At 73.3% G+C, this 13,640-nt stretch carries 10 protein-coding genes; 3 read left to right on the forward strand and 7 right to left on the reverse strand.

The features are described 5' to 3' along the window. Nucleotides 1-35: 35 nt before the first annotated feature. The 6 genes from rpsI to eccCa all read right to left on the reverse strand — a co-directional run bounded on the left by rpsI (nt 36) and on the right by eccCa (nt 7,365). Nucleotides 36-542 (reverse strand): 30S ribosomal protein S9, encoded by a 507-nt coding sequence (rpsI, locus tag KZJ41_RS19220; protein ID WP_006934923.1) that lies wholly within the window; start codon nt 540-542, stop codon nt 36-38. Beyond that, entirely contained in the window at nt 539-982 is a 444-nt protein-coding gene (gene rplM / locus KZJ41_RS19225; RefSeq protein WP_006934922.1) for a 50S ribosomal protein L13, read from the reverse strand. Before rplM ends, rpsI begins: the two co-directional genes overlap by 4 nt. Before the next feature lie 223 nt (nt 983-1,205). Beyond that, entirely contained in the window at nt 1,206-1,505 is a 300-nt protein-coding gene (locus KZJ41_RS19230; RefSeq protein WP_006934921.1) for a WXG100 family type VII secretion target, read from the reverse strand. An 81-nt stretch (nt 1,506-1,586) separates the two neighbouring features. After that, a complete protein-coding gene (locus tag KZJ41_RS19235) occupies nt 1,587-1,928 on the reverse strand; it encodes a WXG100 family type VII secretion target (protein ID WP_231772664.1) in 342 nt (113 codons plus the stop codon). A gap of 131 nt (nt 1,929-2,059) precedes the next feature. Beyond that, nucleotides 2,060-3,400 carry a type VII secretion-associated protein gene (locus KZJ41_RS19240; protein ID WP_235431076.1) on the reverse strand — a complete coding sequence of 447 codons (1,341 nt, stop codon included), beginning with the start codon at nt 3,398-3,400 and terminating at the stop codon, nt 2,060-2,062. Further along, entirely contained in the window at nt 3,382-7,365 is a 3,984-nt protein-coding gene (gene eccCa, locus KZJ41_RS19245) for a type VII secretion protein EccCa (RefSeq protein ID WP_050035522.1), read from the reverse strand. Before eccCa ends, KZJ41_RS19240 begins: the two co-directional genes overlap by 19 nt. A 248-nt stretch (nt 7,366-7,613) precedes the next feature. On the opposite strand from eccCa, the gene eccD reads away from it, so the two are divergent. Both eccD and mycP read left to right on the forward strand, forming a co-directional pair. Then, the gene (eccD, locus tag KZJ41_RS19250; RefSeq protein WP_050035523.1) at nt 7,614-9,098 is read left to right on the forward strand and encodes a type VII secretion integral membrane protein EccD; all 1,485 of its coding nucleotides are present in this window, start codon (nt 7,614-7,616) and stop codon (nt 9,096-9,098) included. A 1-nt stretch (nt 9,099) separates the two neighbouring features. Beyond that, complete coding sequence (gene mycP, locus KZJ41_RS19255) at nt 9,100-10,488, forward strand: type VII secretion-associated serine protease mycosin (protein ID WP_050035524.1); 1,389 nt, start codon at nt 9,100-9,102, stop codon at nt 10,486-10,488. Here mycP and eccB read toward each other — a convergent pair. After that, a complete protein-coding gene (eccB, locus tag KZJ41_RS19260) occupies nt 10,455-11,909 on the reverse strand; it encodes a type VII secretion protein EccB (protein WP_065922353.1) in 1,455 nt (484 codons plus the stop codon). The two genes, mycP and eccB, sit on opposite strands and share 34 nt — an antisense overlap. Before the next feature lie 105 nt (nt 11,910-12,014). Between eccB and eccE the strand changes: the two genes are divergently transcribed. Next, nucleotides 12,015-13,631 carry a type VII secretion protein EccE gene (eccE, locus tag KZJ41_RS19265; protein ID WP_235431077.1) on the forward strand — a complete coding sequence of 539 codons (1,617 nt, stop codon included), beginning with the start codon at nt 12,015-12,017 and terminating at the stop codon, nt 13,629-13,631. The last annotated feature ends 9 nt before the right edge of the window (nt 13,632-13,640 follow it).

Here is a 13,640-nt window from a genome sequence, read left to right on the forward strand (position 1 = left end):
GAGCCGAGGCTGACGAGGTCAGCGTCGGCGGCACATCAGCGCTTGGAGTACTGCGGTGCCTTACGGGCCTTCTTCAGGCCGTACTTCTTGCGCTCGGTGGCACGCGGGTCACGCGTGAGGAAGCCGGCGCGCTTGAGCGCGGGGCGATCCTCGGCGGTGACCTCGATCAGCGCGCGGGCGATGGCCAGGCGCAGGGCGCCGGCCTGACCCGACGGGCCGCCGCCGTGCAGGCGGGCATGCACGTCGAACTGCTCGGTGCGCTCGACCGTGACCAGCGGCGACTTGACGAGCTGCTGGTGCACCTTGTTCGGGAAGTAGTCCTCGATGGTGCGGCCGTTGAGCACGAAGTTGCCGGTGCCGGGCACGAGGCGGACGCGGACGACGGCCTCCTTGCGGCGGCCGACGGTCTGCACCGGGCGGTCGAACACGATCGGCGCGGGAGCCGGAGCGGCCTCCTCGGCCACGTACTCGTCCGCGGCGACCTCGACGTTCTCGGCGTCGGTGTACTCGTCGCTGTAGTTCTCGTTCACGTTCTCGGTCACTGCGCCACCTGCTTGATTTCGAACGGCACCGGCTGCTGCGCGGTGTGCGGGTGGTTCGGGCCCGCGTAGACCTTCAGCTTCTTCGCGATCGCGCGACCGAGCTTGTTCTTCGGGAGCATGCCGGTGACGGCCTTCTCCACCAGACGGTCCGGGTTCTTCTCCAGAACCTCACCGACGGTGCGGGACCGGAGGCCGCCCGGGTAGCCGGAGTGGTTGTACAGGAGCTTGTCCTGCTTCTTGTTGCCGGAGATGGCAACCTTGTCCGCGTTGATGATGACGACGAAGTCGCCACCGTCCACGTGGGGGGCAAAAGTGGGCTTGTGCTTGCCGCGGAGCAGGTTCGCCGCCTGCACCGCGAGGCGGCCGAGCACCACGTCGGTGGCGTCGATGACGTGCCACTGGCGGGTCACGTCGCCGGCCTTCGGTGTGTACGTAGACACAGATCTTCCTCGTCTATCGTTTCGCTGCTGGCCCGCGCGCCGCCGATGATCGCTTCCGGCGGCCAGTTGGGACCCGAGAAGCGACGTTCGCCGCGCACGAGGCAACGACGACGGACGACACGCCAACGGCACACGATACCGGGGAGGTGTGTGCACGGTCAAAACAGCACGACGTCCCGGCGGCCTCTCCACCACCGGGACGTCGCTCGCTACTCGTGTCGCCTCAGGCCTGCCACCTCCGTGCCAGCTCGGATTCGACGCTGCGCATCTCGTCGTTGCCCCGCGCCACGGCGACGGCGATCTGGTCGAGCAGCAGATTCAGCTCGGCGGATGCCCGATCCCACTTCTGCTGGGTGACGTGGTACTCGGACCGGGCCTGCCCGTCCCAGGTCTGCACCAGCGGCTCGACCTGTGACCTGATCCGGTCGAGCGTGTCGTTCATGCCGCGCTGCAGTCCGACGACGCGGGTGTGCAGGTCGTCGATGCCACCGAAGTCCTGCCGGATCACATCGGGTCCACTCATTCGTTCGTTCTCCTCGAGTCGTGAGTCGTGTTGTGCGCACGGGCCGATGCGCGGTTCCGCACCGGCCCGCCCGCAGCGGCGTCAGTAGCTGCCGTGGAGGCTGTCGCCGAGGACGTTCAGCGACTGCGCCTGGGCCTGGACGGTGTCCTCGTACGCCCGGCCGTTGGTACGGATGCCGGCGACGATCGCGGCCAGTGCCTCGTTGAGCTGGAGGGCGCTGCGGTCCCATCGCGACATCACGTCGGTGAACGCCATCCCCGACCGGCCCTGCCATACGTCCGGCGACGACGACACGGTGGTGCGCAGCGCACCGAGCAGTTGCTCGAGTTCTCCGTGGGAGTCCTCGATCTGCCGCGCCGCCGTCTCCATGGTCGCGACGTCGGTCGCCACCCGATTCGAACTGCCCTGCCCTGGTTGCGTCACGCCTGTCTCCTCCGTCGTCCCGCGTCCCGTATCCCTCCGGCCCACCGTGGCCGAAGCCGGTTCGCGCCTACATCCGATTGGACGCAGCGCCTGTCCGCCGGGTTCCCCGGCTCGGCGAACGGGGCGATCCGCTACTCCACCGTCACGGTGTGGACGGCCTGCTCGCATTCGTTCTTGATTCCCGCCCATTCGTCGACGAGGAATTGGCATCCGACCGCCACCTGCATGCCGGACTCGACCACGACGAACCAACGCACGAGCGAGAATTCGTCCGGCGCCTCCACGTAGGCGATCACCGGGCGGTCCGCGAAGGTGGTGTCGGGGTCGAGGTCACGGATCACCGGGGAACGTTCGTCCGCGCGCCGGGCCAGCACCTCCCCCACGCCGGCCAAGTCCATATCTTCACGAAGAAGACTGTGCACCAGCACTATTCGCCGATCCCTCCCGCCGGCGGGGACGAGTTCGACGCGCTCGGCCCCGGCAGGCACAGGGTCGCGGACCCTCCAGTCCCCCGGCAGTTCCAGCCGGACGGGCCCGAGTTCGTGACGAACCGAAGGTGGGCGCGGCATGGGCTGTCTCGTCGCCGAGGACTCATCGGCCGAGTCGCCGGCGACGGGAACCTCCGCGCCCACCGCGGGCAGGTCCGCGCCCTGTCCTGCAGTCCACACCCAGCCGGCTGTCGCGGCCACGACGGCCACGACGGCCACGACGGCCCAACGCATCCGGCGGACGGGCCGGGTCGACCGGGAGGCCGGCACGGTGTGCAGCCACTGTGGGAGCGACTCCGTGTCCCCCGACGGGACGGCCGGGGGTTCCGGCACCGCGGCCAGCACCTCGGACGCGGCGACCGGTATCACCCGGATGCCGCGGCCGAGCCGCTCGGCGATCCGCTCGCACAGCGGAATTCCGGGCGGCTCGCCCGGAATCCCCGTCACGAGGACGACATCCGGATCGACGGAACCGCACACGTTTCGCATCAGCCGGTCCAGCCGCTCGGCTCCCGCCGGCGAGTCGAGCAGTCCCTCGTCGAGGTCGGGGTCCCGCGCGATGCGGTCGACGTCGCCGCCGTCGGGGGCGCTCAGCACCGCCATTGTCACGCCGGCGCCGTCGACCTCCGCGACCGCGCATCGCTCGTCGTCGCCCACAGGCGCGGCGCGGCGCGCGGCCACCGCGGCGGTCAGGAGGACGGCATTTCGCGCGACCTGCCGGGCGGCCGTGTGCAACTCCTCCCGCCGACGTTCGCCCCACTCGGTGGGATGGACCACCACCACCGTGTCGAGGCCGGCCGGCGCGCCTGCCGTCGCCGCGACGTACCCGAGCAGGGTCGCCAGCGGCGCATCGTCGTCCGTGGGGACACGGCCGGGAGCCGATGCGGGAATCGTCACGGTCCGATCGGACCGCCGCGCGTACACCCGACCCGGGACGACCTGCAGGTGCAGCGCGTGGACGTCGCTCATTGCGGCGGCAGCCACGCCGTCTGCACGAGCGTCTCCCCGTCGCGTTGCACGAGGATGCCCCGTCCGGGCGGCATCGGGCGCGGACGCGCGGTGCCCACGAGCGCTCCCTCCTCTCGATTGCCGCTCATCACGAGGCCGGCCGCCGACAATTCCCGCAGCCGCGCGATGACCGGCTCGAAGAGAGCCCGCCCGGCTCCCCCGGAGCGGCGCGCCAGGACGAGGTGCAGCCCGACGTCCTTGGCCTGGGGCAGATACTCCAGCAGGGGCGTCAGCGGCGACTGGCTCGCCGCGGAGACGAGGTCGTAGTCGTCGACGACGACGAACACCTCGGGTCCCGACCACCAGGAGCGCTCACGCAGTTGCTGCTGGGTGACGTCGGGACCGGGCATCCGCCGCTCGAACACCGCCGCGAGGTCGCGGGCCATCGCCGACAACGTCACCGCGGACGGCGCGTATCCGCCGAGATGCTCACCCTCGACGACGCCGAGCAGGGTGCGCCGATAGTCCCCGACGATGATGCGGGCCTGTGCGCCGGTGTGGGACTCCACGAGGCTGCGGCAGATGCCGCGCAGCACGGTCGTCTTGCCGCAACCCGAGTCACCGAAAACGAGCAGGTGAGGCTGCTCGGAGAAGTCGATCCCCACGGGGGCCAGTTCGGCTTCGTCGATGCCGACGGGCACGAACAACCGCCGCTCCCCGGGCGCGCCACCGGCAGCCGATCGGTCCGCGAGCGCCGCGAGCACCCCGGCCCGATCGACGCGATCGGGAAGCATGCGCACGGGCGGGGCGGGGCGGCCCGGTGCGGCCGCGGCGACGGCGGCCACCGCGTCGGCCAGTCCCGCCGCGAGGTCGACGACCTCGGAGCTGCCGTCCACACGCGGCAGCGCGGACAGCACGTGCAGTCCGTGGCGGTCGATGCCCCGGCCCGGGCGGCCCTCCGGCACCGCCGCCGCCTTCTTGCGGCCGTACTCGGAATCGGCGGGGTCGCCGAGGCGCAGCTCGAGGCGGGTCCCGAGATGGTCCCGCATCGCCGGCCGCACGTCGCCCCACCGCGGTGCGGTGAGCACCACGTGGATGCCGAAGGACAACCCCTGCGCCGCCAGCACGCCGACCTGCGGCTCCAGCGCCTCGAAATCCTGCCGGATGCTGGGCCAGCCGTCGATCACGAGGAACACGTCGCCGAAGGCATCGACGTCCGCGGCCGGACCGCCGCCCTCCCGGCGGCGGCGCAGTTCGGCCATCGACTCCAGGCCCAGCGCGCCGAAACGACCCTCCCGGCGCCGCAGCAGGGCAGTCAGTTCGGCGATCGTCCGGCGCACCCGGTCGGCGTCGAGCCGGTTGGCGACCGACCCGACGTGCGGAAGGCCCGCGAGCCCGGCGAGGGATCCGCCCCCGAAGTCCAGGCAGTAGAACTGGACCTGCTCGGGAGTGTGCGTCATCGCCATCGACAGGACGAGGCTGCGGAGCACCGTCGACTTGCCGGAGCGCGGCCCTCCGACGACGACCACGTTGCCCGCCGAGCCGGCGAGATCCACCAGCAGCGGATCCCGCCGTTGCTCGAACGGGCGGTCCACGATGCCGATCGGCGTGCGCAGGGTGCTCCGCGGCAGCACGTCGCCGGTGAGCAGAGACCGCGGGACCAGTCGGTCCAGGCTCGGCGCCGCGTCGAGGGGCGGCAGCCAGACCTCGTGCGCGGGGGTGCCGTGACCCCGCACCCGACCGATCAGGACATCGAGCACGGAGCGGCTCTCCTCCGCCGGGACCGGATCCACGCCGGGCTCGGCCGGCCCGGGACCCGGTTCGAGGTGCGCGAGGGGTACTTCGGCCGTGGTGAACAGCCGCGGCCGGGTGGTCGCCGTGCCCGGCCTGATCACCGACCGGCCCGAGCGGCGGGGCTCGTAGGGACCCGACACGTAGGCGGCCGCGAACCGCACGATCTCCGCCGAGTCGCACTTGAGGTATCCGGTGCCCGGCGACGGCGGCAGATGGTAGGCGTCGGGGACTCCGAGAACGCTTCGGGACTCGTTGGCCGAGAAGGTCTTCAAGCCGATTCGGTAGGAGAGGTGACTGTCGAGTCCGCGCAGCCGGCCCTCGTCGATCCGCTGACTGGCCAGCAGCAGATGCATGTGCAGGGATCGTCCCAGCCGTCCGATCGCGGCGAAGAGTTCCGCGAATTCCGGTTGTTGCGTGAGCAGCTCGGAGAACTCGTCCACGACGACGAACAACGCCGGCAACGGAGCCAGCGCGGCACCGCCGGCCCGGGCGCGCTCGTAGTCGCCCACATTCGCGAAGTTCCCTGCCGCGCGCAGCAGTTCCTGCCTTCGGTTCATCTCGCCCTCGAGGGCGTCCTTCATCCGGTCGACCATGGCCAGTTCGTCGGCGAGGTTGGTGATCACCGCCGCGACGTGCGCGGCCGACTCGAGCCCGAGGAAGGTTGCGCCGCCCTTGAAGTCGACGAGGACGAGATTCAGCGCATCGGGGGGATGCGTCGCGATCAGACCGAGCACCAGGGTCCGCAGCAGTTCGGACTTCCCGGACCCGGTGGCGCCGATACAGAGTCCGTGCGGCCCCATCCCGCCCTCGGCAGCCTCCTTCAGATCCAGTTCGACCGGTGCACCGTCGGTTCCGATTCCGATCGGCACGCGCAGCCGGTCGCGGCCCCGTCGCGGCGACCACGCCCGCTCCGGATCGAACTGTGCGACGTCACCGAGACCGAGCAGGTTTTCCCATGGCGCCGAACGATTCTCCCCGTTGCCGGACTCGGCGACCCGCTGGGCGGCGCGGTACGGTGCCAGGCGCCGCGCCGCCGTCTGCGCCTGCGCGACGCTCGCTCCGTCCGGGACCGCGAAGGTCTCCACGCGTTCGCCGGCGCGCGCACCCAATCGGCCCTCACCGACGACGAGTTCGAGCCCGCGGGTGGCCGACAGCCGGGGCATCGACGCGGACAGGTCCAGGACCGTGACGGAGTCGAGCCCGTCGTCGAGGATCCCCGACCCGGAGCCTGGTACGCCACCGTCGATCACGATCACCAGTTCGGGCACACCGTCGACCGGTGGGGTGTTGCGGACGAACCGGCCGCGGCCCGTCAGGCGGTCGGCGAACGCGGTCTCGAGATCCCGGACCGAGCCGAACACGGTGCGGGCGCTGCCCGCACCGTCGGCGATCTCGGGGTTCTGGGCGTGCGGCAGCCACTTGACCCACTCCCACTCCGGGGCGGTGTCCGGACCGCACACCACGGCGATCCGCAGCACGTCCGTGCTGTGGAAGGTGCACAGTTGCAGCAGCATCGCCCGCACCAGATCACGGGCCGCGGGGCGATCGCCGCCGAGCGACACCGCCGCGAACCCCCGCAACGACACCGCGGTCGGCAGGGCCGGTACGACCGAGTGCGCGCGCACGAACCGGCGCAGCGACACGGCCGCCACCGGTTCGAGGTCCTCGACGGGACCCGTGTCGGGGGCGATCAGCCGGGTTGCGAGGCGCTGGCCGCTGAGCCCGACCCGCACGTGGCAGAAGTCGGCGTCGGCTCCGTCGCGTTCCCACATGCGCACCGTTCCCGCGAGCGTCCACAGCACGGCCGGGTCGGGGTGCGTCCACTCCAGGGCCCTCCGCTGCCGGTCTGCGGTGTCGTGGACCTCCCGCCGGAGCTGATCGAGATACCGCAGGTAGTCCTTGCGGTCCTCGTCGGCCTCGGCCGCTTTCGCCCCGCCTCCGCGGCCGCCGCCGGCGAGCATGCCCACCATCGAGACGATCATCATGAGCGGGAAGACGAGCGACATCGGACTTCGCGCCATCCCCGAACCGAACATCAGCGCCACCATGCCGATCATCGCGGCGACCATCACGACGGGCAGCAGCTTCGCCAGGAGATTTCCCGGCGACGAACGCGGAATCTCCGGCGGGGCCTGCATTCTCACCTCGCCCGCCGGCACGCGTGGCACCTCGCGCCGCGGCCTGCGCACGAACCGCACCGTGCTCACACCCCACCCCCGACCCGCACCGTGCTCACACCCCACCCCCGACCCGCACCGTGCCGGCCGTCCTCACGACGGCCGTCCCCCCACGGTCGACGAAGGGTAACGCACCCCTGCGACATCGGCACGCAGGCGGGCGCGAAGACGGCCTGCGCGAAGCGATGTCGTATCGTCTCCGCGAGGTCCGGGCGACACCGGGCGGGCGAGCCCGGCCCGGACCGCAGCACGGTCGGGGGACGACGGGGGGATGGACGATGACGGCTGCGCACACCGAACCGGGGCGGATCGGCGCGCCCGAACTCTGCCGCGTGACCGTGCTGGCCCAGCACACACAGGTCGACCTCGCGTTACCCGCGGACGTCCCTGTCGCACTGCTCGTGCCGGGGGTCGTCGATCTCATCACCGCCCACCGGTCCCACAACGACTTCGACGCCTCCTCCGAGCGGGTCGAGCCCGAGGCGTGGGCGCTGGCCCGTCTCGGATCGTCGCGTCTCGCCGCCGCGCTGAGCCTGCACGAGCACGGCGTCCGGGACGGGGACCTGCTGGTGCTCGAGCACGCGTCGGCACCTGCGCCACCCCCGCTGTTCGACGACGTGACCCACAGCGTCGCGACGGCGGACGAGGCCGGCGCGGGCCGCTGGTCGCCGCGTGCGGCGGCCGCGGTCGCGGCGGTCGTCGCCCTGTCCGCGACGGTCGTCGGGGTGGGGGCCCTGCTGCGACTTGCCTCCCCGGACGGCCGGACGGCCGCCGGTGCCGGCTGCGCCGCGCTCGCCGCCCTGCTCCTGCTTGCCGGGATCCTGCTCGGGCGGGCCCGCGACGACCACCGCACCGCGGCGCTCCTGTGCGCCTGCGCAGTCCCGGCCGCCTTCGCCACCGGAATTCTCGTGGTGCCCGGCTCTTTCGGACCGGCGCACCCCATGCTCGGGGCGGTCCTGTCGGGGGCGGTGGCGACCCTGGTCCTGCTGCTGACCGCCGTCGGAAGGGCGCCCTTCACCGCGGTCGCCGCCGTCGCCGCGACCGCCGCGGCCGCATTTCTCGTCGCCGCCTCGACCGGGATCTCCGCCTCCGCGGTCGGCGCCGGTGTCGTCGTCACGGCCCTGCTGACGGTGACATTCGCACCCCGCCTCGCCATGAAATTCGCCGACCTGCCGTTGCCGCCGGTGCCCGGTCCCGGGACCGGGACCGGGACCCCCGCGCCGCAGACCGAAGACGGCAGGGACGGACCGGGCTCCCCGGACGGCGGGGACCGGTCACTGCCCGATCCCAGCGAGCTGGCGGCGGCCGCCGCGCGGGCACGCGACCACCTCACCGGGCTGATCGGTGCGGGAGCCGTTCTCGTCGTCGCGGGCGCATGGTGTGCCGCGGCGCCGCTGTCCGGCGACGGTCTCCGCTTGCCCGGCACCGCCCTCGCCGTCGCCGCGGCGGCGGTGATCATGCTGCGCGGCCGCACCTACACCGATGCGCGCCAGGCGACGTTGCTGGTGGCAGGCGGCGCAACCGTGCCGGTGGGCCTGCTCGGCGCGGCCGCGGTCGGCGGATCCGCGCCGCCCGTCGTCGTGTTCGCCCTCGCCCTTGCCGTCGCGACCGCAGCGCTGGTGTTCGGCGTGGTCGCGCCGCGACGATCGTTCACGCCGGTGCAGCGCCGCGCCGCCGAAGTGGTCGAGTACGCGGTGATCGCGACGATCGTGCCGTTGGCCTGCTGGGTCACCGGGCTCTACGCCGCCGTCCGCGGGTTCTGACGTGGCCCGCGGCGCACGCCTCGTTGTCGTCGCCCTGGTGCTGACGGCCTCGTCCTTCGGAACGGCCCCGTCCGCCGCGGCGGAACCTCCGCCCGTCGATGCCGGGCGCCTGCCCCCGCCCGGGGAACCCGGGCCCGTCGACGACACCGGGCAGCGTTCGCCGTGTACCACGGTCGACGTCGCCGGCGACAGCGCCTCGATCCCGGAACCACAGCGCGTGCTGAACTTTCCGGCCGTGTGGCCGCTGAGTCGCGGGGCGGGGCAGCTCGTGGCGGTGATCGACACCGGGGTGGGCCGCAATGCGCGGCTGCCCGGGTTGGTACCGGGGGGCGACTATGTCTCCTCGGGCGATGGGACGCAGGACTGCGACGCCCATGGGACCCTGGTGGCGGGGCTCGTCGCGGCGCAGCCGGTCCCCGGGTCGGGGTTCGCCGGTGGCGCCCCGGATGCGCGGATCCTCACCGTGCGCCAGTCCAGCCGCCACTTCTCGGCGCGACGGTCGGATCCCGCCGACCACGATGCGCGCACGTCGCCCGGCTACGGCAACGTGCGCACGATGGCGATGGCGGTGCGCCGCGCCGCGGACCTCGGCGCCACCGTCATCAACATCTCCGAGGTCGCCTGCGCGCCGGCCGCGGAGGGCATCGACGACCCCGAACTCGGGGCGGCGGTGCGGTACGCGACCGAGGTGAAGGACGCCGTCGTCGTGGCCGCAGCCGGCAACGTGGAGGACCGCTGCCAGGGGTCGAACCCGCAGGGGCTCGATCCTCTCCGGCCGGGAGACGATCCGTGGCGCGCGGTCACGACCGTGGCCTCGCCGGCCTGGTACGACGACTACGTACTCACGGTCGGCTCGGTCGAGCCGGACGGGTCACCGTCGAGCTACAGCCTGCCGGGGCCGTGGGTGGACGTCGCCGCGCCCGGCAGCGGGGTGGTTTCCCTGCATCCCACCGCCGATGGCCTCGTCGACGCCTACCGGGGAGCCGAGGGCCCGGTGCCGGTGTCCGGCACGAGCTTCGCCGCGCCGCTGGTGGCCGCGACCGTCGCGCTGGTACGGGCGCGGTTTCCGCACCTCGATGCCCGCACCGTGGCGATGCGGATCGAGGCCACGGCGCACGCACCGGCGGAGGGCTGGAATCCGCGGGTGGGCCACGGCGTGATCGACCCCGTCGCGGCGGTGACCGCCCCGCCGAGGGAGCGGCGTCCGCAGGCGCCGGCCTCGGTGGCCGTCGCGGCGCCGATACCGCGGACGCCGCCGGATCACCGGCCCAGGGACGTCGCGGTCGTCGTGGCGGCGGTGGTGCTCGCGGTCCTGGGGGTGGCGGCGTCGGCGACCGCGCCGCTGCGGCGCCGTCGTCAGCGGCCGGCGCCGACCGGCGCCGGGTCGTGATCCGGCGCGACACCGTCGTGGGCGACGAGTGCCTCCGCCCGCCCGAGTGCAGGTCCCGGCGCGAACAGTTCGACGATCTGCCACGGCGCGGGCACCGGTTCGGAGAATCCCAGGGCGGTCGCGGCTTCCGCGTCGACGATCCCGTAGCGCACGCCGGTGTCGGCCACGTAGAAGAGGGCGCCGCGCCGCGCGCTGTCCGGCGCGACGGAGGTGGTCTGCACGAACGCCCCCCGGCCGGGCGCGAGGTAGGCGCTGTCGGCCTCGGGCCCGGCGCCGTCCGCCTGGGCCAGAGACACGGGCACCGCGCCGTCGGGCAGCGGCAGCACGGACCCCGCCGACACCTCGACGACGGACCGCGACCGTTCGGCCGCGCCGACCCCCGGGATCCACGTCAGGCAGGCGACGGGACGGTCGCGGGCATCGACGACGGTGGGCACGGTAGCGGGAAAGGTGTCCACCGCGAGACCCCGCACGGTCGGAGCCTCGCGCAGCACATCCGGCGCGACGGCCGGGATCTCCGCGGCGCCCTGCGAGTCGGTGAAGTGGACGATCTGCGCTGTCGCCTCGGACACCTCCTGCACGCCGTCGCGCAGCACGACGTAGAACCTCTTCCCGTCGGGCACCGCGACGCGGACCACCGAACCGACGGTCAGCGATCCGATCGGATAGCCGGGTTCGCCGCCAGCACCGGGGATCCGCGGGGCCTCGAGCCGCGGCACCTCCGGGATCGCGGCGAGCAGGCCCGGCCCGACGGGACGTGCCATGCCGGCATCGATGCCGAGGACGCGGGTGAGCGCCTGGTCCGCCAGATCCACCTCGGCGCGGGAGCCTCGGTAGACCAGATGGTGCCTGCCGTCGGCCGCGACGAGCAGGGCCTCGTCGTCGGCGAGAGGCCGCACGCGCTCGCCGTAGGCCGGCTCTCCCCCGGTGACGGTCGTTGTGACGGAACGACTTCCGTCGGTCGTCACGGTGTCGCACACCGTCCACGGCAGCGGTGCCGCGACGTGTGCCAGCGCGGACGGCGCACCGGGGATACCGACGAGGGGCCCCCGGCGCCGGGTTTCGAATTCGCCGTCGGCGACGACGGCGGGGGCCTCGGGCCGCCCGAGCACCAAACGGGCGGAGGCCAGGTTGAGTACCGGATGGAAGGCGCCGTCGATCGCGACCAGCATCGCGCCGGAATCGCGTCCCACCACGATCGCCGCGTCACCGATCCTGTCCTGCGGGCGGAGCAGAGCGAGCGCGGCACAGCCGGCGAGGCCGACACAGGCGAGGACGGCGCCCACCGCCAGGGCACGCGACTGCGACCGCATCGGGTCGTGGATCATCCGCACGTCTCGCCGCACCAGTGCATGTTCCATGCGGCGCACCAGAAATCGGTAGCCGTTGACCTGCCAGCGCGTGGTCGGCTGCGCTCCCATCGATCCTCCCCCGTACGACGCCCCCTCCGCCGCAACACAGTACAGTTCCGCCCGGGAACGTCGGGGGGGCCGGGCCGTCGCTCGGGTGGGAACGGGGGAATCGTCGTGCAGGATGGGATCTTCCGGCGGCCGCGGCGCCGCTGCGTGGTGACGGTGGTGCGGGCGCAGTGCGCGGCGGTGATCGGCGCGACGACGGCGGCGGCGACGGGCGCTCCGCTTCCCGCTGCGGTGACCGTGGCGGTACTGGCCGCGCTGGCGGTGGCGGTGCCTGTCCACGGACTCGACGCCGTCGAATGGGGGCGGCTGTGGTGGCGGTTCCGGCGCCGTTCGCTGCGGTCCGGCCCGGTGATCGTCGACGTCGCGGCGGGCGACGATCGACCGGTCGGGGTGTGCTGGGACGGCACCGCCGTCGTGGCGGTGGTCGAGCTGGTACCGACGGCCGGCGAGCTCACCCGGCTGACACGAGATCGGGCCGAACCGCTGCGCCGGCTTCCGCTGGCCGCGATCGCCGCGTGCCTCGCCACGCACGACGTCGGCCTCGACGGAATCGACGTCATCGTGCACGGCAGCCGGGTGTGCGACGAGACCGCCGCCGGTGCGGCGTACGAGCGCCTGATCGGGCCGCTGCCCGCCGCCGCGACGTGCACCGTGTGGCTCGCGCTGCGGTTCGACTCCGTCGCCTGCCCGGCCGCGGTGGCCCGCCGTGGCGGCGGCTCGGAGGGCGCGGCGCGCGCGGTGACCGCCGCGGCGCGGCGCGTCGTGCGCGCGTTGGCGGAGCAGCACCACACCGCGAGGATCCTCGGCGCGGGAGAGATCGCCGGGGCGGTGGAGTCCGTCGCCGGGTGCGCGGATCCGGCGTTGCTCGAGGAGGATCGGGGCGCCGTACGGCTTCCCGGCGGCTACAGTCGCGCCGCGGTGGTGGAGCCGGGGCACCTCGACCGGGCGATCATGACCCGGGTCTGGTCCGAGTCACTGTCGTCTGCGACGATCGCGGTTCGGCTGCGCCCCGGCGCCGAGCCGGGAGCCGTGCGGATAGGAGCGTCGGTGCGCGGCACGAGCCGCACGCCCGAGCCGAGGATCCGGATGCCGGGCACCCGACGGCTGTGGAGCCGCGAACTGGACGGGTTGCTGGCGTCGATCCCGACGGCCGCGGTGGGGCTCGAGGATCTGATCCCGCTGCGCACCATGCACCTCGCCGACGTCGACGCCCTGGCGCTGCCGGTGACGGGATGCGGGCAGCTGCTCGGCGCGGACGAGTCCGGTGCGGCCGTGTCCGTCCGCCTGACCGGCCGGGGGGTGCGCACCGTGTATGTCGCCGGGGAGCTACATCTGGCGCAGCAGGTGGTGTTCCGGGCGGTGGCGACGGGCGCCCGCGTGGTGATCCACACCGATCGCGCCCTGGCCTGGCATCCCCTGCTGGCCGCGGCGGGTCCGGACCGGTTGCGGTTGGCCGGCGACGATCGGGACTTCGACACGATCGTGTACGACGGCGTGCGGCCGGCGACGGTCCCGGCCGGGACGACCGCGATCCACGTGCACGCACACCCGGATCGGTGGCCGCGCGAGCGCCCGGACGTGTCGATCCTGCAGCCCGGAGCGGCCGGCGATCGGGTGGTGCTGGCGGTGGGTGGCCGACGGCTGTCGCTGTCGTTGGTGAGCATCGACGCCGAGGCCGCGTACATCGGCCGTCCGCGTGCCGCGCAGCCGGCGCCCGCACGCTGAGCCGGGTCC

This window comes from Rhodococcus sp. 11-3, assembly GCF_023704055.1.
Taxonomy (GTDB): Bacteria; Actinomycetota; Actinomycetes; order Mycobacteriales; family Mycobacteriaceae; genus Rhodococcus; species Rhodococcus aetherivorans.

Bases quoted from the DNA above. Each gene is read 5' to 3' on its own strand.
- KZJ41_RS19230 (WP_006934921.1), bottom strand. From the start codon at position 1,505: ATGAGTGGACCCGATGTGATCCGGCAGGACTTCGGTGGCATCGACGAC.
- eccD (WP_050035523.1), top strand. From the start codon at position 7,614: ATGACGGCTGCGCACACCGAACCGGGGCGGATCGGCGCGCCCGAACTC.
- eccB (WP_065922353.1), bottom strand. From the start codon at position 11,909: ATGGGAGCGCAGCCGACCACGCGCTGGCAGGTCAACGGCTACCGATTT.